The organism is Pseudooceanicola sp. DL12, from assembly GCF_056270665.1.
In genome coordinates this window covers 2,141,956-2,165,499 of record NZ_CM149884.1, presented here as the reverse complement: position 1 = coordinate 2,165,499, position 23,544 = coordinate 2,141,956, and the positions used below count along the sequence as shown (strand labels likewise).

At 66.3% G+C, this 23,544-nt stretch carries 18 protein-coding genes; 5 read left to right on the top strand and 13 right to left on the bottom strand.

The window, feature by feature from the left end; all coding sequences use genetic code 11:
- Nucleotides 1–46: 46 nt before the first annotated feature.
- From AC0WR5_RS10135 to AC0WR5_RS10090, 10 genes are all read right to left on the bottom strand, one after another.
- Entirely contained in the window at nt 47–2,617 is a 2,571-nt protein-coding gene (locus AC0WR5_RS10135) for a DUF3772 domain-containing protein (RefSeq protein WP_475868778.1), read from the bottom strand.
- A 2-nt stretch (nt 2,618–2,619) separates the two neighbouring features.
- Nucleotides 2,620–3,651, bottom strand: a complete 1,032-nt coding sequence (locus tag AC0WR5_RS10130) for a cysteine synthase A (RefSeq protein WP_475868777.1) — start codon at nt 3,649–3,651, stop codon at nt 2,620–2,622.
- Nucleotides 3,652–3,708: 57 nt separating this feature from the next.
- Nucleotides 3,709–4,875, bottom strand: coding sequence for an NUDIX domain-containing protein (locus AC0WR5_RS10125; protein ID WP_475868776.1), 1,167 nt, complete (start codon nt 4,873–4,875; stop codon nt 3,709–3,711).
- A gap of 19 nt (nt 4,876–4,894) precedes the next feature.
- Nucleotides 4,895–6,115 carry a class I SAM-dependent methyltransferase gene (locus tag AC0WR5_RS10120; protein WP_475868775.1) on the bottom strand — a complete coding sequence of 407 codons (1,221 nt, stop codon included), beginning with the start codon at nt 6,113–6,115 and terminating at the stop codon, nt 4,895–4,897.
- A 67-nt stretch (nt 6,116–6,182) separates the two neighbouring features.
- Nucleotides 6,183–7,604 carry a cryptochrome/photolyase family protein gene (locus tag AC0WR5_RS10115; protein WP_475868774.1) on the bottom strand — a complete coding sequence of 474 codons (1,422 nt, stop codon included), beginning with the start codon at nt 7,602–7,604 and terminating at the stop codon, nt 6,183–6,185.
- 121 nt (nt 7,605–7,725) lie between these two features.
- A complete protein-coding gene (locus AC0WR5_RS10110; RefSeq protein ID WP_475868773.1) occupies nt 7,726–9,369 on the bottom strand; it encodes a BCCT family transporter in 1,644 nt (547 codons plus the stop codon).
- Between the two features lie 70 nt (nt 9,370–9,439).
- Complete coding sequence (locus tag AC0WR5_RS10105; protein ID WP_475868772.1) at nt 9,440–9,862, bottom strand: universal stress protein; 423 nt, start codon at nt 9,860–9,862, stop codon at nt 9,440–9,442.
- Between the two features lie 266 nt (nt 9,863–10,128).
- Nucleotides 10,129–10,644 (bottom strand): DinB family protein, encoded by a 516-nt coding sequence (locus AC0WR5_RS10100; RefSeq protein ID WP_475868771.1) that lies wholly within the window; start codon nt 10,642–10,644, stop codon nt 10,129–10,131.
- 64 nt (nt 10,645–10,708) lie between these two features.
- Complete coding sequence (gene aroB / locus AC0WR5_RS10095) at nt 10,709–11,830, bottom strand: 3-dehydroquinate synthase (protein WP_475868769.1); 1,122 nt, start codon at nt 11,828–11,830, stop codon at nt 10,709–10,711.
- Nucleotides 11,827–12,372, bottom strand: coding sequence for a shikimate kinase (locus tag AC0WR5_RS10090; protein WP_475868768.1), 546 nt, complete (start codon nt 12,370–12,372; stop codon nt 11,827–11,829). The genes aroB and AC0WR5_RS10090 overlap by 4 nt, the downstream gene beginning before the upstream one ends.
- A gap of 122 nt (nt 12,373–12,494) precedes the next feature.
- Between AC0WR5_RS10090 and AC0WR5_RS10085 the strand changes: the two genes are divergently transcribed.
- The 4 genes from AC0WR5_RS10085 to AC0WR5_RS10070 all read left to right on the top strand — a co-directional run bounded on the left by AC0WR5_RS10085 (nt 12,495) and on the right by AC0WR5_RS10070 (nt 16,823).
- Nucleotides 12,495–12,644, top strand: a complete 150-nt coding sequence (locus AC0WR5_RS10085; protein ID WP_475868766.1) for a hypothetical protein — start codon at nt 12,495–12,497, stop codon at nt 12,642–12,644.
- A 7-nt stretch (nt 12,645–12,651) separates the two neighbouring features.
- Nucleotides 12,652–14,343, top strand: coding sequence for a hypothetical protein (locus AC0WR5_RS10080; protein ID WP_475868765.1), 1,692 nt, complete (start codon nt 12,652–12,654; stop codon nt 14,341–14,343).
- Between the two features lies 1 nt (nt 14,344).
- Nucleotides 14,345–15,313 (top strand): site-specific tyrosine recombinase XerD, encoded by a 969-nt coding sequence (locus tag AC0WR5_RS10075; protein WP_475868763.1) that lies wholly within the window; start codon nt 14,345–14,347, stop codon nt 15,311–15,313.
- 190 nt (nt 15,314–15,503) lie between these two features.
- A complete protein-coding gene (locus AC0WR5_RS10070) occupies nt 15,504–16,823 on the top strand; it encodes an HlyC/CorC family transporter (RefSeq protein ID WP_475868760.1) in 1,320 nt (439 codons plus the stop codon).
- 145 nt (nt 16,824–16,968) lie between these two features.
- On the opposite strand, the gene AC0WR5_RS10065 is transcribed toward AC0WR5_RS10070, so the two are convergent.
- Entirely contained in the window at nt 16,969–18,162 is a 1,194-nt protein-coding gene (locus tag AC0WR5_RS10065; protein ID WP_475868758.1) for a DUF2254 domain-containing protein, read from the bottom strand.
- 172 nt (nt 18,163–18,334) lie between these two features.
- Between AC0WR5_RS10065 and AC0WR5_RS10060 the strand changes: the two genes are divergently transcribed.
- Entirely contained in the window at nt 18,335–20,728 is a 2,394-nt protein-coding gene (locus AC0WR5_RS10060) for a GcvT family protein (protein WP_475868756.1), read from the top strand.
- Between the two features lie 51 nt (nt 20,729–20,779).
- Here AC0WR5_RS10060 and AC0WR5_RS10055 read toward each other — a convergent pair whose 3' ends face one another.
- Both AC0WR5_RS10055 and AC0WR5_RS10050 read right to left on the bottom strand, forming a co-directional pair.
- Entirely contained in the window at nt 20,780–22,168 is a 1,389-nt protein-coding gene (locus tag AC0WR5_RS10055) for a cytochrome P450 (protein WP_475868755.1), read from the bottom strand.
- Between the two features lie 10 nt (nt 22,169–22,178).
- Nucleotides 22,179–23,441 (bottom strand): hypothetical protein, encoded by a 1,263-nt coding sequence (locus AC0WR5_RS10050; RefSeq protein ID WP_475868967.1) that lies wholly within the window; start codon nt 23,439–23,441, stop codon nt 22,179–22,181.
- Nucleotides 23,442–23,544: the final 103 nt, after the last annotated feature.

Genomic DNA, 23,544 nt, shown 5'->3' with positions numbered 1-23,544 from the left:
TCTTTTTCTGCCCCTGTTTTTGGCCCGCAGAGGCCTTGCCGAAGCCTCAGCGAGATCCGTCCGCGTCCCCGCCATCCATGCCGTCGGCATCAACGTCCGGCATCTTCCGTGGCGCCTCGTCCGCCTCCGTCAATCGCAGGGAAGGCGCAGGCTTTGCAGCTTTTTCCGTACTCTGAACCGGTGCGGCCGGAGGGGCCGAAGGCTGGCCGCCGCCCGCTCCCGCAGGCACCAGGGCCTCGGCATTGCGCACCCAGAGATCGCGTTGCGGGAAGGGAATCTCGATACCTTCGCGGGCAAAGCACTCCGCGATCTGGTGATTCACCTCGGATTGCACCACCAGCATCTGCGTCACATCGCGCAGAATCATGCGGACCTCGAAATTCAGAGAGCTGTCGCCGAACCCCATGAAGAAGACGCTCGGCGGCGGATTGAGCAGCACGATGGGCTGCGCTTCCGCGACTTCCTGCAACAGCTCCTGCACGCGCCGGGTATCGCTGCCGTAGGCAACGCCAACGGTCACGATCAGCCGGCCGATCAGGTTGCCACGTGTCCAATTGGTGACCATGCCCGAAATCAGATCGCCGTTCGGTACGATTACATCCGTCCGGTCAAAGGTCTCGATCCGGGTGGCCCGCACAGAGATTCGTCGGACAAAGCCCATCTGTCCGTTCACCTCGATCCAGTCGCCCTCGGAAATCGGCCGCTCCACCAGCAGGATGATGCCCGAGACGAAGTTCTGCACGATGGTCTGAAGCCCGAAACCAACACCGACCGACAGGGCACCGGCCACGATCGCAAGGGAACTCAGGTTGATGCCCGCGAGGGTTATTGCGATCAGCGCCGCCAGGAAGACACCGATGTAGCCAAGCCCGGAAACAATGGCTGTCTGACCGCCCTTGTCCATCTTGGTCTTCGGCAGGATCGTCGTGCGCATCGCCGTCTGGAACAGCCGTGTCAGACCGTATCCGATGGCGAAGATGACAATGAAGGAGATGAAGTCGGACGGCGAGATATGCGCGTCACCGAGGTAGAACCCCTCCATGAACCGCGACCACATTTCCGTCAGGTCGGTGTAGCGCGCGCCCCAGATCAGGGCGAAGAGCGGAAGCGAGAAGATGATCAGCGCAAAGCCCGTTATCACCGGGAAGAGCGCCTCGCGCGCGCCGGACCTGTTGCGCGTCAACAGAATGTAGACTTCGACGAACAGGCGCTGAATGATCAGCAGGATGCCGATCAGCAGAAGCGTCAGGCAGCTGCGGAAAACCAGGGTGCTGCCGAACTGGAAATAGCCGATGGCTGCCAGGACCGGGCCCGCGATGGCCACGAAACTGACAAGACGGCCGAGCGCCGCGGTCAGCTGGCGCAGGAATGTCCGGTCCTCTCCCTCGGCCGTGCCCACTTGGGTATAGATCACCAGGAACTTTGCCAGCCGGTGCAGCAGGATCCCCCCGGCCAGCACCAGCGGGAAGAACAGGACCGTCGTCGTGGTGTCGGGCCAGTCCATGTTGTTTGCAACGGTGCGCAGGATCACTACCAGGAACAGGACGGTCCCCAGGAACGCGGCATAGATCCGCCCTGCCCGTCTCTGCTGCTCCGACAGCGTCAGGAAGACGTCGTCCTTGTCCGCGATGGGAAAGATCTGGCCTGCCACCCAACGCGGCATGAAAAGGATCATCCCGGCGACCGGCAGGATCTGGACCACCGAATTGGCGCCCGCCCCCAGAAGGTTGGTACTTCGCACCGCCGCCGACAGCAGGCCCAGTCCGATCACCGGCAAGGCCACCTGCCCCAGCGAAACGAAGAAGGCGATCAGCCATGCCGAGCTGAACCGGTCGTTGTTGCCGAGCTTCATGCCCATGCGTTCGATCCAGTCGCGGCCGCGCAGGATCAGCACGGAGGCCCCGACCAGCAGCATCAGAATGACCGGCAGGTTCTGCTTGAAAATGGCCCGACGCGTCGGGTTGTGCCAGGCGTCGATCACCTCGTCGATGGCCTGGGTCGCGGCGCCAATCAGGTCGGCATAGGCCCCGGGCCAGTTGGTGGCATTCAGCGGCGAGGGCCCGAGCCGCAGCAGGGCTTCGGTCTGACGGGCGCGCATGATCTCGTCGATCGACTGGATCAGGGCATCGGCCTGGCTGAAGGCAACCTGTGCCTGGCGCGACGGCTCCTGCAGCTCGGCAAGTCGTGCCTCGAGCTCGGCGCGCTGCGACGCCACCGCATCGGGTTCGCTCTCGCCTTCTGCCGGCGCCGGCCCGAGCGCGTCGAGCTGGGCCTGAACCGCTCGGATCGAGGCGGAGTTGCTGTTGTCGGCAGACCGGAAACGGTCGCGCCAGGTCACCAGGTCCTCGCGCAGGGAGACAAACTCGGCATCGGTCGTCTCGTCGGAATCGATCATCTGCTCGGCCTGCGCCGCCAGCTGGTTCCATTCCTCGTATTCTTCCGGCGTGATCGCGGTCGAGGTGCTGCTGGCCTCGTCCGCCTGCGCCCCGCTGCCCTCAGACTGCGAGGCGCTCTCCGAAGATCCGTCCGAGGTACTGTCCTGAGCGTGGAGCGGCGTGGTGACGGCCACGCAGAGGATCAGGGTGAAGAGGCGGAGGATCTTCAGGAAATGGTGCATGGTTACTCGGTAAAGACTCCGGGGATGGACCGGGGAGACTCGGTGAGCCAGCCCGGCGTCGGAAGCCCTTTCTCCTTCAGGAAGGCAGGGTTGAACAGCTTTGACTGGTATCTGGTGCCATAATCACAAAGCACAGTCACGATGGTGTGACCCGGCCCCATTTCGCGCGCCATGCGCACCGCGCCGGCCACGTTGATGGCCGAGGATCCACCCAGGCAGAGCCCTTCTTCGGACAGCAGGTCAAAGACATAGGGCAGCGCCTCACTGTCCGGAATCTGATAGTTGAAGTCCGGCGTGAAGCCTTCGAGGTTGGCGGTGATCCGCCCCTGGCCGATCCCCTCGGTGATCGAGCTTCCCTCGGCCTTGAACTCGCCGGTGGTGTAATAGCTGTAAAGCGCCGCACCCATCGGATCGGCCAGCGCCACTTTCACGCCTTTCGGCTGCAGCGCCATGGCCACGCCGGCCAGCGTCCCGCCCGACCCCACGGCCGAGACGAAACCATCGACCTTGCCATCGAGCTGCTGCCAGATTTCGGGCCCGGTGGTCTCGATGTGCGCCTGGCGGTTCGCGACGTTGTCGAACTGGTTGGCCCAGATCACCCCATGCTTTTCCGTCTTCGCCAGTTTCTCGGCCAGACGCTGCGAATAGCGGACATAGTTGTTGGGGTTCTTGTAGGGCGCCGCCGGCACCTGCACCAGGTCCGCCCCCGCCAGGCGGATCATGTCCTTCTTCTCCTGGCTCTGGGTTTCCGGGATCACGATCACCGTCTTGAAGCCCATCGAGGCCCCCACCAGCGCAAGCCCGATTCCGGTGTTGCCGGCCGTGCCTTCCACGATGGTGCCGCCGGGCGTCAATTCGCCACGCGCCACGGCATCCTTGATGATGTAGAGCGCGGCGCGGTCCTTGACCGACTGGCCGGGGTTCAGGAACTCGGCCTTGCCGAGGATGGTGCAGCCGGTCTCTTCGCTGACTCGGCGCAGCTTGATCAGAGGGGTGTTGCCAACCGCGCTCGCCAGATCCTGGGCAATATGCATCGAGGTCTTCCTTCCAACATTCGTTCGCTCATCATGTATCCGCCACACCCGGCTAACTCAAGCAGCGCCCCGCAATAGGGACCGCTGACCTGCCAGCCAGAAGAGCGCTAGGATGAGCGGGGCATTGCGGGCCTCCCCCGAGGACACAAGTTCCATCGCGGCGTCGAAAGACAGGACATGAGTCCGGATGTCCTCTGCCTCTTCCTCGAGGCCGAAGGTGCCCCGCACCCCGTCCGGCAGGTCGCAGATGCCCACATAGCAATGAATGCATTCCGTCATGCAGCCCGGGCTGGGATAGCAGGAGGAGACATGGTGCATCTTTCGCAGGGTCAGGCCGGCCTCTTCCTCGGCTTCGCGCCGCGCGCAGGTTTCGGGGTCTTCGCCGGGATCCACGCGGCCGGCCACGGGCTCCAGCATCCAAGGCAGCCTCTCGCCTCGGGCAAAGGGCCCCATGCGGAACTGCTCGACCATCAGAACCCGGTCGCGCACCGGGTCATAAGGCAGCACGATGGCCGCATCCGGTGTCAGGAACACCTCCCGGCGCACAGTCTCGGACATCTCACCGGCAAAGGTCGCATAGGTCATATTGTAGGTTCGCGTAAAGAAATATCCAGCGTGATCATCGTGTTGCGAGGCGACGCTGAAGTCCGGCACCTTTGGCCCGATCTGGACATGCTCGGGTTCAGGCTCGCTCTCGGCCCGCAGCCGCGACCAGGCCCGCGCCTCGATCTGGTTCACCCTCAGCTGCAGATCGCGGCCTTCGAAGCGCCCCCACAGGCGCATGATCTCGACCGCGGCGAAGCAATCCGCCCTCGCCTGCGGGCTTGCCGCCCATTTCGCCAGGTCCCATTGCCCCGGCGAGACCATCGTCGGATCTGCAGGCACGAAAACGTCCGCCTCCACCATTTCGCCATCGACCTCCACCATGCAGCTCGACAGCTGCATGCCAAAGGCACCCTCGTAATGGGCCAGGCGATCACGCATGTCTGGCAGGATGTCGCGGATCAGCAGGCCGCGCGCCACGGCCCCGGGCTCCTGCACCAGGGCCGGCCAGTCGCCGTGCCCCGAGGGGGCGATACGAAATCCCTCTCGCCTCGCGGGATGCAGCACGGGCAATGTACCGGCCACGATTTCCAGAAGAGGAAGATGCCGCAAGGTACCGAAAAGAAATAGATTTACTGCCAAAGTGCCTCCGGCGGCCGGGCGTTGAACCGGGGCCGTCACGACCGGCCCCGCTCTGCCCTCAGGCCTGCTTCGAAATGGTGATCTGTGTCACGTCACAGTTACCCCCGGCAAAAGTGCCGGCGCAAGCCGTGAGGTAGAAATTCCACATCCGCTTGAAGCGTTCGTCGAAACCGAGCGCCGCGACCTCGTCCCAGCGGGCGTTGAAGGTCTCGTGCCAGCGCCGAAGGGTCTGGCTATAGCTTTCGCCGAACTCGAAGGATCCCTTGACCGACAGCCCCGCCTTGGCAACCTCTGCCCGCAGCGCGGCCGGGCTTGGAAGCATTCCGCCCGGAAAGATGTGTTTCTGAATGAAATCAACGCCCTTGCGATAGGTCTCCCAGCGCTTGTCCTGCACCGTGATGATCTGCAGTACCGCGTCGCGCCCGGGCTTCAGACAGCGCTTCACCGTTTCGAAATAGACCGGCCAGTATTTCTCGCCCACCGCCTCGAACATCTCGATGCTGGCGATCCCGTCATAGCTTCCGGTCTCGTCACGGTAATCCTGCAGCTTCAGATCAACAAGGTCGGAAAGCCCCGCTTTTTCAATCCGTTCACGGGCGTAGTTCAACTGTTCCACGCTGATGGTCAGGCCGGTCACACGCAGCCCGCGCTCCTTCGCCGCATATTCGGCAAAGCCACCCCAGCCACAGCCGATTTCCAGCACGTGATCGCCCGGCTGAACCCCCATCCGGTCCACCATCGAGGCATATTTTGCCCGCTGCGCGGCCTCCAGGCTCATCTGCGGATCCTCGAAGAGCGCCGAGGAATAGGTCATGCTGTCATCCAGCCAGAGCCCGTAGAAGTCATTCCCCAGATCGTAGTGATAGGAGATGTTCTTGCGGGCCTGCGTCTTGGAATTGCGGCGCAGCCAGTGGCGCAGGTTCTCGAAGGCCCGCACCAGCCCCATGCCCGGAAACCCGTCGTAGATCTCGTCGTTGTCGGCATGCACCATATCCAGAAAGGCCTGAAGGTCGGGGCTGCTCCACCACCCCTCCAGGTAGGCATCGCAGAACCCGAGGTCGCCTTCCCGGATCAGCCGCGCAAAGAGGTCATCGTTGTGGATATGCAGCTCGGCCATCGGCCCGGGGTTGCGCCCCTCGGCCCGAAACACCCGCCCGTCCTTCAGGTGAAAGTCCAGCCGCCCCTTGTTCAGGCCCGTCGCGAGGGCATAGACCTGCGAAAAATAGCGCGGCAGATCCTTCTGCCCCTTGGTTTCCGTCAGGATCTGATCGGCGGTCATTCTGTCTTCCTTCTGATGATCGTCCGAACCTATCAGCCCCGGCCCGGTGATCAATTGCAATCGCCGTTCAATCGCCGGCCTTCAACGCCTGGTAGGCATCGAGAGCCCGGGCTCTGCCTGCCTTCAGGTCGGTATCCGGCCGGGGATAGGCCTGATCCGGGGACAGGCCCCAGCTTTCCGGCACGGCCTCGAAAAAGCTCAGCGCGGTTTCCGGCGGGGTCTTCTGGACTTCCGCGATCCAGCGCCGTCGATAGCTGCCATCCTTGTCGAACTTCTCGGCCTGGGTCTCGGGGTTGAAGATGCGGAAATAGGGCGCGGCGTCCGGGCCGCAGCCCGCCGTCCATTGCCATCCCATCGCATTCGATGCCGGGTCCCAATCGACAAGGCAGTCCTCGAACCAGCGCATGCCGATCTGCCAGTCCGTCAGCAGGTTCTTGGTCAGATAGCTTGCCACAATCATCCGCGCCCGGTTGTGCATTCGCCCGGTGACATAGAGCTCGCGCATGGCGGCATCGACGAAGGGCACCCCCGTGCGCCCCTGTTTCCAGGCCAGCACCTCGGGGGCATTATCGTCCCTGTTCCAGGGGAAATCGTCCCATTCCTCGCGCCAGTTGCCGCTCAGGATCCGCGGCGTGTGGTACATCAGGTGATAGGCAAACTCGCGCCAGACCAGCTCCTTGAGATAGGTTTCGGCCCCCGCCTTGCCGGCCTCCCGTGCCCGCAGCCCCGCGTGCCAGCATTGCCGCGGAGAGATCTCGCCTACCGTCAGATACTGCGACATGTCCGAGGTCGCGGGTTCTGCCGGGTAGTCCCGCCGCTCCTGGTAGGCCGCGATCCGGTGCTGCGCAAAGGTGGCCAGCGCCTGCTGCGCTGCCTTTTCGCCCGCCTCGACATGGGCCGAAACCACCGGGGCACCCCGCCGCATCGCCCCGGACAGCGCCCAGTCGGCGAGCGCTTCGCCCTCCAGCCAGGCCGCAGGCGCCGGCAGATCCGTCGGCGCGCTCACGGGCTCCGGCACCTCGCGGTCCTTCACTGCTTTCCACATCGGCGTGAAAACCTTGTAGAAGCCGCCCTGCCCGGTCTCGACCTCCCAGGGTTCGAACAGCAGGTGCCCGGCAAAGCTCCGCGCGTCCACGCCCCGCTCCTTCAGGCCCTGCTTGATGCGGCTGTCGCGCTCGATTGCCTGCGGGTCATAGAGTCGGCTCCAGAACACCGCGCCGGCGCCGGTCTCGGCGATCAGCTCTTCCAGCACCTCGCGCGCCGGGCCCCGCCGCAGGATCAGGCGGCTGCCCCGCGCCGCGAGCTCCTCTGACAGCGCCCTGATCGACATTTCCAGCCGCAGTTTCGGCGCCGCGCCGAGCGACGCCACGCTGTCGTCGTGGATCACCACCGGGATCACCGGCCCGCCGCGGTCCACGGCCGCTGTCAGCGCGGGATGGTCGGTCAGGCGCAGGTCGCGCCGCAGCCAGAGCAAAGTCGGGTCTTGCATGGTCTCTCCGGGGATCGTTCTGCCAGAGATAGCGCATCGCGACCGGCTTCAAGAGCCCGCCGCGCATGAAAAGGCCCCGCCCGCGATCTGCGGACGGGGCCAAAACCGGCCTGTGGCGCGATCAGGTGTTCTGCCGCTCGGCCTGGAGGCCGCGGAAGATTGCCCAGCACATCACCAGCAGAACGATGGTAAAGGGCAGCCCGGTCGAGATGACCATGGATTGCAGGCTGCCAAGCCCCCCGGCCGAGAGCAGCAGCACGATGGCCACGGCACCCTCGAAGATGCACCAGAAGACCCGCTGCGGCACCGGCGCATCGACCTTGCCGCCCGCGGTGATCGTGTCGATCACCAGCGAGCCCGAGTCCGACGAGGTGACGAAGAACACGATAACAAGGACGATCCCGATCAGCGAGGTAATCCCCGAGAGCGGCAGATCGGCCAGCATCTTGAACAGCTGGATCGGCAGCTCGGCGTCCTGTGCGGCGGTATAGCCGTCCTGCACTACCTGCTGGATCGCCACGCCGCCAAAGACCGACATCCAGAGCACGCAGACCAGCGAGGGGATCAGCAGCACGCAGGTAATGAACTCGCGCACCGTGCGGCCGCGGCTGACCCGGGCGATGAACATTCCGACAAAGGGCGACCAGCTGATCCACCAGGCCCAGTAGAACGCCGTCCAGCCCTGCATGAAGTTGGTGTCGTCACGGCCGAAGGGGTTCGACAGCGCCGGCAGTTCCCGCACGTAGGACATCAGGTAATCCGCGAAACCGGTCATGATCGCGATGGTCGGCCCGGCAAAGAGCACGAAGAGCAGCAGCGCCAGCGCCAGGCCCATGTTGATCTCCGACAGCACCTTGACCCCGCCGTCCAGGCCCCGGATCACCGAGATCAGCGCGATCGCGGTGATACCGGTGATCAGAATGACTTCGACGGTATCGCTCACCGGGATGCCGAACAGCTCGTTCAGGCCGGCATTTGCCTGCGTGGCCCCGAAGCCCAGCGAGGTCGCAAGGCCGAAGAGCGTGGCAAAGACCGCCAGGATGTCGATCACATGGCCCCACCAGCCCCAGACGCGCTCGCCCAGGATCGGATAGAAGGCCGAGCGGATCGTCAGCGGCAGGCCCTTGTTGTAGCTGAAGAGCGCCAGCGACAGTGCCACGATGGCATAGATCGCCCAGGGGTGCAGACCCCAGTGGAAGATCGTCGCCGCCATGCCAAGGCGGATGGCTGCCTCGGTGTCGCCATCGGCCCCGCCCAGCGGCGCCCAGTCGGTGCGCACCCCGTTCTCGACGGTGGTGCCGCCCAGCGAAGTGGTGAAATGCGTCAGCGGTTCCGAGACGCCGTAGAACATCAGCCCGATGCCCATGCCGGCTGCAAAGAGCATCGCGAACCACCCGACATAGCCGTAATCCGGCGTCGCATCCGCCCCGCCCAGGCGCACCTTGCCAAGGGGCGTGACGATCAGGAACAGGCAGAAAACGACAAAGATGTCGCCTGCCGCCAGAAAGAACCAGTCGAATTTCTTTGTGACCGTGTCGAACAGCCAGTTGAAGAGGGCCCCGGCCTGGTCCGGCAGGGCCAGCGTGTAGAAAACAAAGGCCACGATGGTCAGGCCCGAGATCAGGAAGACGGGGTTGTGGATGTCAAATCCGAACGGCCCCAGCTCGCCTTCTATGTTGTCCTGGCCGATCTCGTAATCGGTGTCGATGATATCTGCCGCACCCTCCGGCGCAGGGATACCCTGGTCTTCGGTTGTGTCTGTCATCTGTCCTTCCAGTTCTTGTTATATTTTCAGCACGTTGGTCCGCACTCCTTATGCGGTTGTCTTGAATTTCCTATTCGGCTTCGCGCACGATCATGACCGAGATCTTGGCGTGCGTTGCCACCCGGCCGCCATTCGAGGGCCAGATGTAATCGCTCAGATGCGGGATATGGCTGGCCATCACCACCAGGTCGGCCCCGACCTCGGGAATGGCCTTCAGCAGCTCGTGGTCGATCTCGACCGCCACGTCATGACAGATCATCGCGTGGCTGTCGGTCTTGATGCCATGGGCGGTGGCCTGTTCGGCGGCAAAACCCGCCAGCTTCTTGCGGTACTCGTCCGGCGTATGGGCCACGGAGCCGGGCAACCCCGAGGTGACCCCGACGTAGACCAGCGGCGCGTCAAAGGTCTTCGACAGTTCCGCGGCACAGCTCAGTGCCCGCGTCAGCCTGTCCGCGTGGCTCAGGTCCACGGCAACCATGATCTTGGTAAACATTCCGTCCCTCCTGCAGTTTCCGGCCCTTCGGGCTCTGGGATGCGCGGAGAGAGGAGCTCATGGGCCCGCGGCCCGTTCGCCCCTTGGGGCAGCAGGCCGCCGGCACCCGGCCCCGACGCCGCGCGCTTCTCCTGAAAGGCTAATGCTATATTCGTAAAGACAAGGGTCAAAGCCGATGACTTTACGCATAAAAGCGACGGCGCGATGCCGTTTTACGTGTGGGAACGTAGCTCTTTGCCCCCGATCGGCCCGGATTGCGGCCCGGACTACAACCAGGGACCCTCGCCGGGCATAAGGAACAGGTCGGTGTCGGCGGTCTTTGCGCCGGCTGCCGTCAGCATGGCATGGATCTGTCCGCGGTGGTGCGTCTGATGGTTGAACATATGCGTCAACACCAGCCCCAAGGGCGCCGTCACCTCGCCGCCCTTGGCCCCCGAGGTCCAGCGCAGATCGCCCTGCAGGTCCAGCGCCTTCACCTTCTCGGCCCAGAGCAGCAGCTTGCCATCCATCCGGAACCGCTCTGCCGACCAGGCCGCGAGTGTCGGAAACATCTTCGGGCTGTCGGGATTGCTGCAGGTTGGGCCGGCCATGTCGGTCAGACGCGACATCCAGCGCATGTCGGCCCAGACCAGGTGGTTCGCCGTGCCCAGGATCGACCCGAAGAAGGCGCCGCGATCCTCCGTCAGCGCCTCCGGCGACAGCGTCTCCATGGCCTGCCGCATGCAGCGGTTCTGCCAGGCGTTGTAACGGGCCATCATCAGGCAATAGGCAGGCGTAATCATCGTGTCTCTCTCCGGGCTTGTCCGGAGATAACAGCCGCTTGCACGTATAAAATCAAGTCTCGCGTCAGCGCGCCGCGAGGGCATCCTGCAGCAGTTTCCGCACCGCCTCGCCCGGCACGTCCGCCGTCACGAAGGCCTCGCCGATGCCGCGCGCCAGGATGAAGCGCAGCTTGCCGTCCACCACCTTCTTGTCCTGCGCCATCAGCGCCATCAGGCCCTCGGCGTCGGGCAACTCGCCCTCGATGTCCTTCAGGTCCACCTTCATGCCCATGTCGCGCAGGTGCGCGCGCACCCGGCTCGGGTCTTCCTGGCTGCACAGGCCCAGGCGCGAGGACAGCTCGAAGGCCAGGGCACAGCCGATGGCCACGCCCTCGCCGTGCAGCAGCCGGTCGGAATAGCCTGTCGCGGATTCCAGGGCGTGGCCAAAGGTATGGCCGAGGTTCAGCAGTGCCCGGTCGCCCTGCTCGGTCTCGTCGCGTGCCACGATCTCGGCCTTCATCTCGCAGGAGCGCTTCACCGCCGCGACCCGCGCCGCCATGTCGCCCGAGGCCAGTGCCGGCCCCATCCTTTCCAGCCAGTCGAAGAAGGCCGCATCCCCCAGCAGCCCGTATTTCACCACCTCGCCGTAGCCGGCGATGAAATCCCGCGGCTGCAGCGTGCCCAGCACCGCCGTATCGGCCAGCACCAGGCTCGGCTGGTGGAAGGCGCCCACCAGGTTCTTGCCCTGGGGCGCGTTGATGCCGGTCTTGCCGCCGACGCTGCTGTCGACCTGCGCCAGCAGGCTCGTCGGGATCTGCACGAAGCGCACGCCCCGCCGCAGCACCGCCGCGGCAAAGCCCGCAAGGTCTCCGATCACGCCGCCGCCGAGCGCCACGACAACGTCGCTGCGCTCCACCTTCTGCTCCAACAGCCATTCCACCGCCCGGGTGAACTGCGGCCAGCTCTTGGTGGCCTCGCCCGCCGGCAGCGTCAGCGCCACCATCTCGATGCCCGCCGCCGCAAGCCCCTCGCGCAGCGCGTCAAGGTGCAGCGCCGCGACATTCTCGTCGGTCAGCACCGCCACCCGCTTGCGCCGCAACAGCGGCGCCACATGCGCCCCCGCCTGCGTCAGAAGCCCCGGCCCGATCAGGATGTCATAGGCCCGTTCGCCAAGCTCGACCCGCAGGGTTTCCAGCATTTCGCTCATTTCGCCTCCAGAACGTCCGGCCGTGTCTTCAGGGCCTTCACCACCTCGCGCGCCATGTCCTGAACCGAGTAGGAGGGTTCGGACTTCACGCTCAGGTCGGCCAATGCGTAGATGGGCACGCGCCTGTCGTAAAGCGCGGCAAGTGTCGCGCGCGGATCCGCGGTACGCAGCAGCGGCCGGGTGTCGCGATGGCGCACCCGCTGCCACAGCAGGTCCAGGTCGGCATTCAACCAGACCGAAACGCCGCGCTCGCTGATCATCTGACGGTTGGCCTCGGCCATGAAGGCGCCGCCACCGGTCGACAGGATGCAGGGGCTCTCGTCGAGCAGCCGGCCGATCACCTGATGCTCCTTGCCCCGGAAAAAGGGTTCGCCGTCGCGGGCAAAGATCTCGGCGACGGTCATGTTGGCCGCCAGCTCGATCTCGGCATCGGAATCGCGCAGGGGCACGCCAAGCATGGCCGCAACGGCCTTGCCCACAGCGCTCTTTCCTGCCCCCATCATGCCCACCAGCACGACTGTTTTCTTCAGTTTCCAGCTCATTGCGAATGCGCGCTTCGGCGCTGCCCTGCCTTTTCAAGAATTTCCGGCCTGAATGACGTGATCTTGCCGAAAAGGCCAGTTATAAGTTCCCCAAAACAACAACGAAATGGGGCAAAGAATTCATGCTGCGCATTATCAAGTGGCTGGTATACCTTGCGATCCTTTGCGGAATCGCGCTTGTGGCCTACGCCTATGTCGGGCCCTGGCTCGGCGCCGATTTCGCCCCGCCGGTGAGCGAGACGACAACCCCTCTGGTGCTGGATGTGCAGTAGACGGATCTTGCGCAACGGCCCCCCGGGTCATGTGGCGGGCCAAGCAAAGGCCGCGCGGGTTTTGCCCGCCGGTCTCGCCCTGCTGCTGTCTTGCCTGATCACCGCGGCCCCCGCCGCGGCACAAGAGGCCACGCTGCGCAACTCCGCGCTCGGCCTTTCCACCAACACGCCCCTCGGCCGACAGCCAACAGCGCCGGTGACGGGGCCGAAATCGGCCATCGACTGGCTCAACAGCCTGTCCAATGCCGGCGTCACCATGCCGGTTCCGGGCGCCGGCTCCGGCCGCTCGGCCGCGGAACCGCCGGTCAGTTCCGGCGCGGGGATTCCCCAGGTCAGCAGCCGCCCCCTTGGCGACGTGCAGACCGGCGCCGTGGGGCTCCTGCCCGCCTCGGTCACGGGCCTGCCCGACACTCTGTGGGAAAAATCCTCCGCCAGCCAGCTCGCCCGTCAGCTCTCCGCGCTCGACGTGGCCCAGCAGCCGGCGATGCAATCCCTGCTCTACACCCTTCTGCTGGCCGAGGTCGAACCGCCCGAGGGCGAGGACGGCTCGGCCGGTTTCCTGCTCGCGCGCATCGACACGCTGATCGCGCTTGGCGCCGTGGATCCGGCGCTGGCGCTGATCGAACGGGCCGGGCCCACCCGCAGCCGCGATCTGATGTCGCGCTGGTTCGACCTGTCGTTGCTGGCCGGTGACGAAACCGGGGCCTGCCGCGCCATGATCGCCCAGCCCGCGCTGGCGCCCGGCTATGGTGCGCGGATCTTCTGCCTCGCGCGCGAACAGGACTGGGACACCGCCGCGCTGCTGCTCGACACGGCCACCGCCGTGGGGGCCATCTCCGGCTACGAGGACATGCTGCTCACGCGCTTCCTGCACGACAACCTCGATGACGGTGCGGTGCCGATGGCGCCGCCCGCCAATGTCACGCCCCTGCTCTTCCGCCTCTCCGAGGCGATCGGAGAGCCGCTGCCCACCGCCTCGCTGCCCCGTGCCTTTGCCGCCTCCGACCTGCGCGGGCTGACCGGCTGGAAGGCCGCGCTCGAGGCCGCCGAGCGCCTGACCCGCACCGGCGCGCTCTCCGAGAACAGCCTGATCGGCATCTACACCCAGGCCCGCCCCTCCGCCTCCGGGGGCATCTGGGACCGCGTCCGCGCCCTGCAGACCTTCGATCAGGCTATGACCTCGCAGGATCGCAATGCCGTGCTCGCCGCCCTGCCCGCCGCCTGGACCGCCATGGCCACCGCCGAGCTCGAGGTGCCCTTTGCCCGGCTCTACGGCGATCAGCTCGCCGATTTTGCCGATGCCCCGGGCGAGGCCGGACATATCGCCTTCCGCGTCGCCCTGCTCGCACCCGGCTACGAGGCCGCGGCCGCCCGGATGCAGGCCCGCGACGGCACCGAGAGCTTCCTGCTGGCCCTCGCCCGTGGCCGCCCCGCAGAGGCCACGCCCTACGACACGGCCTCGCGCATCGTGACCGCCGGCTTTGCCGACACGCCGGAGCTGCCGCAGCGAATCCAGGATCAGCTCGACCATGGCCGCCTGGGAGAGGCGCTGCTCGGCGCCATGCGCCTCTACGGCAGCGCCACGACGGGCGAGCTGCGCGATGCCGAGGAGGCCCTGGCCACATTCCGGGCCGTCCGCCTAGAGGACACCGCCCGCAGCGCCGCGCTTCAGTTCCTCATCCTCGACCGGCGGGGCTGAGATGAGCGAGGCGCTCCCTCCCGACATTCCCGATGCCCGCTGGATCCCGGCCTTTCTCGACGCCCAGGCGGCCGAGGCCGGCGCCGCGCGCAACACCCTGCTGGCCTATGGCCGCGACCTGAAGGACGTGCAGGGCTGGCTGGCGGGTCGCAATCTCGGCTGGGCCGAGGCCACCCGTTCCGATGTCGAGGCCTACCTGGTGCATTGCGATGCCCAGGGGTTCTCGCGCGCCACCCGTGCGCGGCGTCTGTCGGCCATCAAGCAGATCTACCGCTTCGCCTTCGAGGAAGGCTGGCGCGAGGACAATCCCGCGATCCAGATCCGCGGCCCGGGCCGTGCCCGCACCCTGCCCAAGACGCTCAGCCCTGCCGAGGTCGAGGCCCTGCTCGACGCCGCCCGCCAGCATGGCCGTGGCCCGGCCGACCGGCTGCGCAACACCTGCCTGATGGAGCTGCTCTATGCCACCGGCATGCGGGTGACCGAGCTTGTCAGCCTGCCCGCCGCGGCCGCCCGGGGCCGCCCCGAGATGCTGCTCATCCGCGGCAAGGGCGGCAAGGAACGCCTGGTGCCGCTGTCGCCGCCGGCAGAGGTGGCGCTGGCCGAATGGCTCGCTCACCGCGACGCCGAGGAAGAGGTCGCGCGGCTGAACGGCGTGCCCCCCTCGCGCTTTCTCTTCCCCTCGCGCAGCAAGGAAGGCCACCTGACCCGGCACCGGTTCTACCTCCTGATTAAGGAGATTGCGGTCGAGGCGGGCATATCGCCCGACAAGGTCACACCGCACCGGCTGCGCCATGCCTTTGCCACCCATCTGCTGGAAAACGGCGCCGACCTGCGTTCGATCCAGACGCTCTTGGGCCATGCCGACCTCGCCACCACCGAGATCTATACGCACGTGCTCGAGGAACGGCTGAAGGAGCTGGTGGAGGATCACCACCCGCTGAACCGTCCCCAGCAAGCACGAGAGGACTGAGCAGAGCGCCCCTGGCCTGCCGGTACGGGGGGCTCTGCCCCCGTCAGCTTTGCTGACTCCCCCGGGATATTTTTGGCCAGATGACAGGGAGCGGACGGCGCATGGGGACGGCAGGCACGCGCCTGCGGCCATCGGGTCTTGCGCCGGCGCCGCCGGGTGCCCATAACCCACGACATACAGGGGGGTTTTCATGGACGAAACTTCGGTCGCACAGGATATGACGTATTACCTTACCGCAGGGGGCATTCTGCTCCTCCTGGTCTTCTCGGCCTTTTTCTCCGGTTCCGAAACCGCCCTCACCGCCGCTTCGCGCGGAAAACTGCGTTCGCTCGCCGACAAGGGCGACAAGGGTGCGGAAAAGGCGCTGGCCATCACCGAAGACAACGAGCGGCTGATCGGGTCGGTCCTGCTCGGCAACAACCTGGTCAACATCCTGGCAACGTCGCTCACCACATCGCTCTTCACCGTGCTCTTCGGCGACAGCGGCGTGGCCATGGCCACCATCGTCATGACGCTGCTCGTCCTGATCTTCGCCGAGGTTCTGCCCAAGACCTACGCGATCACGAATGCAGAGGCCGCGGCCTCACTGGTGGCAAAGCCCATCGCGGTGATCATTGCCGTCGCCTCGCCCATCGTCTCGGCAGTGCGCCTCCTGGTGCGCGGCGTGCTGCGCATCTTCGGCGTGAAAACCGATCCCGACAGCCAGATCCTCGCCGTGCGCGAAGAGATCGCCGGCGCGCTGCAGCTCGGTCATTCCGAGGGCGTGGTGCAGAAGGAGGACCGCGACCGGATCCTCGGCGCCCTGGACCTCGGCGATCGCGTGGTCGAGGAGATCATGCTCCACCGCTCGCAGATCGAGGTGATCGATGCCGCCGACAGTCCGGAGAACATCCTGGCCCAGTGCATCGAGTCGAACCACACCCGCCTGCCCGTCTACCGCGACGACCCCGAGAACATCATCGGCATCCTGCACGTCAAGGACCTGCTCCGCGCCATCTACCGTCTCGGCAGCGACGGCCAGGGCGGCGCCGAGGCGCTCGCCCGCTTCCAGGTCACCGACGTGATGATGAAGCCCTACTTCGTGCCCGAAACCACCACGCTTGACGAGCAGATGCGCCAGTTCCTGCACATGCGCACCCATTTCGCCCTGGTGGTCGACGAATACGGCTCCCTGCAGGGCCTGCTGACGCTGGAGGACATCCTCGAGGAAATCGTCGGCGAGATTTCCGACGAATTCGACCCCGATGCCGCCGATCAGGTCGTGCGCCGAACCGAGGATGGCCAGTACATCGTCGACGGCGCCATGACGATCCGCGACCTCAACCGCGCCATGGAATGGTCGCTCCCCGATGACGAGGCCAATACCATCGCGGGCCTGGTGATCCACGAGGCCCAGATGATCCCGACCGTGGGTCAGGTCTTCTCCTTCCACGGCTTCCGCTTCGAGGTTTCGGCCCGCAAGGACAACCGCATCACCCGGCTCAAGATCCGCCCGCTTACCCCTGTCTGAGGCGCCGCCCGGCTCTTTCATCTGGCCCCAAATATCCCCGCCGGAGGCTCCGCACGCGACCGCGCAGCCGCCGTGCGACGGGATCGAAGGGCGCCCCCTCATGCCGGGCCCTTGCCGTTTCACCACGCAGCCCGGTCTGTCTGCGTCAGTGCCCGTCGGTTTCGGCAAGGGCATCGGCCTTCAGGCGCCGCGCCACCCGGGCAATCTCGGGATCCGCATGCAGCGACAGGGCCGTCAGCGTCTCGCGCATCGGCCGGATCAGGTCCGGCCGCGCACCCCAGTCGTGCAGGATCGGCCCCACGCTGTTCTCCACCAGCGCCGCGCGGTCCAGCGGCGGCAGGAACACCCGGTCGAGGGTGATATCCTCCGCGTCGACGGTGATCGGCTCCCGCCGGGCCATCAGGATCCGGGTGATCCGGTGCAGGATGTCACTGGCGGTGCCCGGATCGTTCACGCCGGGCGACAGCGCCCGCACTGCGATCTCGCCCAGGCAGGTCAGCCCGAAATCCGGATCCTGGTCGAAATTGCGCAGCGTGCCGATGGCCACGTTGGCACAGATCTTGTCGCGCAGGGTTTCGTCGTCGCTGTCCGCCCGCGCCAGCGCCTGCCCTTGATAGACGAAAGCCCCCACCGGATGCAGCACCCAGACCCGCGCCTCCGTCGCCTCGGCCGCCTCCTGCAGCAGGTCCTGGTAGATCTGCTGCACATAGCCCGTCTGCGGCGCGGCGATCACCACGGCCTCCTCCGGGATCGCCGCCGCGTCAAGCCGCCCGGCTCCCAGCGTCGGATACTCCGCACGCATGTCGAAGGCCTGCTGGGTCTTGTCCTCGATCCGCTGCGCCGTCTCGATCAGGCTGCCCAGCATCTCCATGTGCGAGATCCAGCGGATGATCGCCACCACGATCATCGCCACCACCACCAGCGTCGTGCCGAAGAGCACCACCAGAGACTGGTCGCGGAACACCTCCATGTCGCGCAGGATGATCGCCGCCAGCGCATAGAGATAGGCCCCCACGAAGGTCGCCAGCACCGTATGCGTCGTGGTGTCCTCCAGCAGGATCTGATGCGCCCGTGGCGTCCATTGCGAGCTGACGTTGCGATGCGCCGCGGCCATCACCGTCAGCGAGAAGGTCGTAACCGCCAGCATGGAATTGGCGATGATCGACAGGATGTTGTCCACCGCATCGGCGCCGACCATCCCGTCCAGGTCGGCTGGAATGACCCCCGAGACCAGCTTGCTCAGCACCAGCGCCAGCAGCGCCAGCGCCGCGATCAGCAGCACCCGCACGATCAGGCGGCGCGAAAAGTCATGCGCCTTGCGCAGCAGTGATGGCAGCATCGGTGTCCCCTTCGGTCTTTCGCCTAAGCTAAGCCGAAATTCGCGCCGGGCCAGATGGAAAGACACTGCCCGCTCTCCCATCATGCGGCCATAGCGACACGCCATGTCGCAAACGGACATGCCCGTGCCCTGATGCCCTCCCAGTCTCGACCCATACAGCACCGGAGGCCCCATGCAGACCACCACCCGTGTCGCGGTAATCGGAGGCGGCGTCGTCGGCTGCTCCGTGCTCTATCACCTGACAAAGCTCGGCTGGACCGACGTCATGCTGCTCGAACGCTCCGAGCTCACCTCGGGCTCGACCTGGCATGCGGCCGGCGGTTTTCACACCCTGAACGGCGATACCAACATGGCCGCGCTGCAGGGCTATACCATCCGCCTCTACCGCGAGCTGGAGGAGATCACCGGCATGTCCTGCGGGCTGCACCACGTCGGCGGCGTCACCCTGGCCGATACGCAGGATCGCTTTGACATGCTGGTGGCCGAACGCGCCAAGCACCGGCACATGGGCCTCGACACCCGCATCGTCACGCCTGAGGAAATCCGCGAGATCGCCCCCGTCACCAATACCGAGGGCATCATCGGTGCCCTCTATGATCCGCTCGATGGCCACCTCGATCCCTCCGGCACCACCCATGCCTATGCCCGCGCCGCGCGCATGGCCGGCGCCACGATCAAGACCCACTGCATGGTGCGCGAAACCAATCCCCGCCCCGACGGCACCTGGGACGTGGTCACCGACAAGGGCACGGTGCACGCCGAACATGTCGTCAACGCCGGCGGCCTCTGGGCCCGGGAGGTCGCCGCCATGGCGGGGGTCTACCTGCCGCTCCACCCGATGGAGCACCACTATCTCGTCACCGACGACATCCCCGAGATCTACACCCGCGACAGCGAACACCCCCATGTCATGGACCCGGCCGGCGAAAGCTACCTGCGCCAGGAGGGCCGCGGCCTCTGCATCGGTTTCTACGAACAGCGGGCGAAACCCTGGGCCGTCGACGGCACGCCCTGGAACTTCGGCCACGAACTCCTGCCCGACGATCTCGACAAGATCGGCGACAGCATCGAGTTCGCCTACCGCCGCTTCCCGGTGCTGGAACGCGCCGGCATCAAGACGGTGATCCACGGCCCCTTCACCTTTGCGCCCGATGGCAACCCGCTGGTCGGCCCCGTGCCCGGCCTGCGCAACTACTGGTCCGCCTGCGCCGTGATGGCGGGATTCTCCCAGGGCGGCGGCGTCGGGCTGATGCTGGCGCAATGGATGATCGAGGGCGAATGCGAGCGCGACGTCTCCGCCCTCGATGTTGCCCGTTTCGGCTCCTGGATCACCCCCGGCTACACCCGCCCGAAAGTCATTGAAAACTATCAGAAACGCTTCTCCGTCTCCTACCCGAACGAAGAGCTCCCCGCCGCGCGCCCCTTCCGCACCACGCCGATGTACGACACCTTGGATGCCATGGGCGCGGTCTGGGGTCAGCAATACGGCCTCGAGGTGCCGAATTACTTCGCGCAGGGCTCCGAGCCGCGCTTCGAAACCCCGTCCTTCCGCCGTTCCAACGCCTTTGCCGCCATCGCCCGAGAGGTGAAGAACGTCCGCGAAGCCGTTGGAATAAATGAACTTCAGAACTTCGGAAAATATGCCGTCACCGGCCCCGCTGCCCGCGCCTGGCTCGATCACCTCATGGCCGGCCGGGTGCCGAAACCGGGCCGGATCTCGCTTTCGCCCATGCTCTCGCGGGCCGGCAGGATCATCGGCGATTTCACCATTTCCTGCCTGTCGCGGGACAGCTTCCGCCTCACCGCCTCCTACTCGGCCCAGGCCTTCCACATGCGCTGGTTCGATCAGCACATGAGAGACGGCGCGCAAGTCACTAACATCTCTGACCTTTCTACCGGGTTCCAGATCGCCGGCCCTCGCGCCCGGGATCTTCTTCAGGCCTGTACCCGCAGCGATGTCTCCGGCATGCGCTTCCTTGATGTCGCCCCCATGACCCTCGGCATGGCCGATTGCCTGGTCCAGCGGGTCTCCTACACCGGCGACCTCGGCTACGAGATCTACACCGATCCCATGGCACAGCGCGCGCTCTGGACCACCCTCTGGCAGGCAGGAGAGCCGCTGGGCCTCGCCCCCTTCGGCATGCGCGCCATGATGTCCCTGCGCCTCGATCGCGGCTTCGGCTCCTGGCTCTCGGAATATTCCCCCGATTACACCGCCCGCGAAACAGGCCTCGACCGCTTCATCGACTGGGACAAGGACTTCATCGGCAAGGCCGCAGCACAGGCCGATCAGCCTGCACGCCACCTCTGCACCTTCGAGGTCACCACGACCGAGGCCGACGTGAACGCCTACGAGCCGATCTGGCTCGGCGACAGCGTCGCGGGCTTCTGCACCTCCGGCGGCTATTCCCACCACCTGGGCCGCAGCATCGCCTTCGGCTTCCTGCCCGTCGAGGCTGCCGTTCCGGGCACCGAGGTGCATATCGAGATCCTGGGTCGGAAATGCCCCGCCCGCGTCATTGCCGACACCGGCTTCGATCCCACGGGCCAGCGCCTGCGCGGCTGACCAATGCAGCCCGCCCGGCTCCCTCATCTGGCCCCAAATATCCCGGGGGAGTCAGGCCTCGCCTGACGGGGGCAGCGCCCCCTCCGACCTCTCCTCCAGGCGCAGCCAGATGCCGTTCCCGCTGCGCACCGTCAGATGTGCCACGGGCCGTGGTATCCGGCCCTCCACCGGGGTCACGCGGAACCGCCGCAGGATCTCGGCCAGCAGCAGCGGCCCCTCGACCATGGCAAATCCCGCCCCGGTGCACACCCGGGCGCCCGCGGAAAACGGGATGAAGGCCTCGCGCAGGCAGTGGCGGCCGTTCTCCGTCTGCCAGCGGCCGGGGTCGAAATCGTCCGGCGCCTCCCAGAGCTTGCGATGGCGGTGCAGGTGCCAGGGGCTCAGCACGATCTGGCTGCCCTTCGGTACCTCGCGATTGCGGAAATGCTCCGGACATTGCGCCTCGCGCACCATCATCGGCACCGGCGGGTACAGCCGCAGCGCCTCGCGGAACACGTCCCGCGTCACCCGCAGCCGGCTGACCGCCGCGAAATCCAGCTCCCCTGCCGCAGCCACCACTTCGGCCACCTCTTCGGCCACCTTCTCCTGCCAGTCGGGATGCGTCGCCAGCAGGTAGAGCGTCCAGGCCAGCGCCGAGGCGCTGGTCTCGTGCCCGGCCAGGAAGAAGATGGCCACCTGGTCGATCATCTCCTCGGTGTCGAACCCGGCACCGGTCTCGGGGTCGCGCATGGTCATGATCTTGGTGGCCAGGTCGTCGGGCGCTTTGCCTGCGGCGATCCCCGCCATCCGCTCCGCCGTCAGCTGGCCGATCAGCGCCCGGATCTCCTTCGCCGCCTCGCGCGTCGAGCGACGGAAGAACCGCGGCAGGATCCGCGGCAGCGGCACCAGCGCCGCCAGGTTCAGGATCGGCTGGCTGCGCTGATAGTCGCGGAAGCGGTGAAACACCCGGCTCGCCACCTCATGCTCGATGGGGATGGAGAAGAGCGTGCGAAAGATCACGTCCGCTGCCGCGTGGCTGGTCTCTTCCTCGATCTCGGTGACACCCGGCGAGAGCCGCGCCACGCAGGCCTCGGCGGCGGCCTTCATCGCCGGAAAGGTATCCTTCAGCCGCCCGCCTTCAAAGGCCGGGTCGATGATCCGCCGCTGCCGTTCCCAGGTCTCGCCATTGGTCAGGAACACCGAATTGCCCAGCAGCGGCCGCAGCCCCTCGCCCACCCGGTCGCTCTTGGGGAAATCCCGGGGCCGCTCCTTCAGCACCAGCTGCACCAGATCCGGCTGGTTCACCAGGAACGACCGGAAAAACGGCGTGCGGAACTCTGCCATCCGCGCATCATAGAGACGGTCGGGCTGGGCCGAGAGGATGTCCTGCCGGAAGAGCCGCGCATAGCGCCAGAGAGAGATCCTGCCCGCGGGCCGCGACGGCGGCTTCGGCGGCGTCATGCGCCCGCGCTCATGTCGGCACCGAGGTATGGCGGTTCACCGGCTTCTCGACCCGCCCCGGGCTGGGCGCGCGGTCCGCATAGCGCGCGCGCAGTGTCTTGGGGCCGGCGGTGATGCGGAAATAATCGTAATCCCGCGGCCGGTCGAAGGCGCAGAGATACTGGAAATGCAGCCGGAAGAAGCGCCAGCGCAGCTCGGCCCAGCGATCGGGGCTGAGCGTCTGGCTGAAGGCGGCCGAGATCACCAGCGGCCAGCGCTTGCCCTCCGGTGCCACGCCCGAGACGCTCACCGGATCGCAGAGCGCAAAGGCACATCCGTCGCCCGGCGCCGTCACATCGAGCCAGAACACCCGCTCCTGCGCCGCCATATAGGCCAGGTCGCCGCGCAGCCGTTCCGCATCCGGCAGGAAGGAGACCATCGGCACCACCTGCCCCAGGCTGAGGAAATTCAGCGCGGGCCCACCCTCCGGCACCCGGGCCCCACGCAGCAGGTCCGCCAGCACCGACACCGCCAGATGCGCGCCCGAGGAATGGCCCACCACAAGAACCTCGTCGACATCGTCGCGCAGCGCCTCGGCGATGCGGTCGGCAAACTCCGCCATCCGCGCCTCGAGCGCGGGCGGATTGGCGCCCCGGTAGCGCGCCGAGAAGGAATAATCATGCATCAGGTAATAGGCGAAAAAGCGGTTGTCGTGGCGCTTGAACCAGGCCAGCACGAAGGGCGCCGTGCCCAGCATCACCAGGATCCCGATCCAGGGCGTCAGCCCCTCTGCCCGGGCGCCATCAGCCGCCCAGTTGAAGAGCGACCCCACCGCAAAGCCCACCAGCAGCGCCACGACAAGCTGCAACAGCAGGAACCCCACCGGGTAGAGCGCCGCGATCACCGGCCCCTTGCGCAGGCGCATCAGGCGAAAGAGCGCGCCGCTGGCGATATAGGCCCAGGCGGTGCGGCCCAGCTGCAGATAGGTGGCGGCGATGGAATGGCCCATGCTGTCGCGCACGATGTCGGACCAGATCAGCGTCTCGATGTCGGCCTCGGTCTCGCCGCCCTCGATCCGCCCTTCGACGTGCCAGCCGTAGTGGTGCCGGCCCCGCCGGGGCGTCAGCCCGATCTCGTAGCCCGAGATGGCCGCCTGCACCGCGCCTTCCTTGCGATAGAGCTCGCGATAGCGGCGCGGGTGGATCGGATCGTAGCCGGGAATATAGAAGACCCGGCGCCGCGCCACGCCCTCCTCTGCCGTATCGGCGCGACCGGCAGAGGTGCCATCAGGCATGGCATCCCCCGGTGTCACGCCGGGCTGCGCCGCAGCCTGCGATGGCGCCGGCTCGGGGGCGTCAGGCTCTGCCGTGGGGGTGGCCCCGTCGGGATTATGGTCC

Excerpts from the sequence above, each read along its gene's own strand:
- AC0WR5_RS10135 (WP_475868778.1), bottom strand. The coding sequence starts at position 2,617 with ATGCACCATTTCCTGAAGATCCTCCGCCTCTTCACCCTGATCCTCTGC.
- AC0WR5_RS10130 (WP_475868777.1), bottom strand. The coding sequence starts at position 3,651 with ATGCATATTGCCCAGGATCTGGCGAGCGCGGTTGGCAACACCCCTCTG.
- AC0WR5_RS10120 (WP_475868775.1), bottom strand. The coding sequence starts at position 6,115 with ATGACCGCCGATCAGATCCTGACGGAAACCAAGGGGCAGAAGGATCTG.
- AC0WR5_RS10115 (WP_475868774.1), bottom strand. The coding sequence starts at position 7,604 with ATGCAAGACCCGACTTTGCTCTGGCTGCGGCGCGACCTGCGCCTGACC.
- AC0WR5_RS10110 (WP_475868773.1), bottom strand. The coding sequence starts at position 9,369 with ATGACAGACACAACCGAAGACCAGGGTATCCCTGCGCCGGAGGGTGCG.
- AC0WR5_RS10105 (WP_475868772.1), bottom strand. The coding sequence starts at position 9,862 with ATGTTTACCAAGATCATGGTTGCCGTGGACCTGAGCCACGCGGACAGG.
- AC0WR5_RS10100 (WP_475868771.1), bottom strand. The coding sequence starts at position 10,644 with ATGATTACGCCTGCCTATTGCCTGATGATGGCCCGTTACAACGCCTGG.
- aroB (WP_475868769.1), bottom strand. The coding sequence starts at position 11,830 with ATGAGCGAAATGCTGGAAACCCTGCGGGTCGAGCTTGGCGAACGGGCC.
- AC0WR5_RS10090 (WP_475868768.1), bottom strand. The coding sequence starts at position 12,372 with ATGAGCTGGAAACTGAAGAAAACAGTCGTGCTGGTGGGCATGATGGGG.
- AC0WR5_RS10085 (WP_475868766.1), top strand. The coding sequence starts at position 12,495 with ATGCTGCGCATTATCAAGTGGCTGGTATACCTTGCGATCCTTTGCGGA.
- AC0WR5_RS10075 (WP_475868763.1), top strand. The coding sequence starts at position 14,345 with ATGAGCGAGGCGCTCCCTCCCGACATTCCCGATGCCCGCTGGATCCCG.
- AC0WR5_RS10070 (WP_475868760.1), top strand. The coding sequence starts at position 15,504 with ATGGACGAAACTTCGGTCGCACAGGATATGACGTATTACCTTACCGCA.
- AC0WR5_RS10065 (WP_475868758.1), bottom strand. The coding sequence starts at position 18,162 with ATGCTGCCATCACTGCTGCGCAAGGCGCATGACTTTTCGCGCCGCCTG.
- AC0WR5_RS10060 (WP_475868756.1), top strand. The coding sequence starts at position 18,335 with ATGCAGACCACCACCCGTGTCGCGGTAATCGGAGGCGGCGTCGTCGGC.
- AC0WR5_RS10055 (WP_475868755.1), bottom strand. The coding sequence starts at position 22,168 with ATGACGCCGCCGAAGCCGCCGTCGCGGCCCGCGGGCAGGATCTCTCTC.
- AC0WR5_RS10050 (WP_475868967.1), bottom strand. The coding sequence starts at position 23,441 with ATGCCTGATGGCACCTCTGCCGGTCGCGCCGATACGGCAGAGGAGGGC.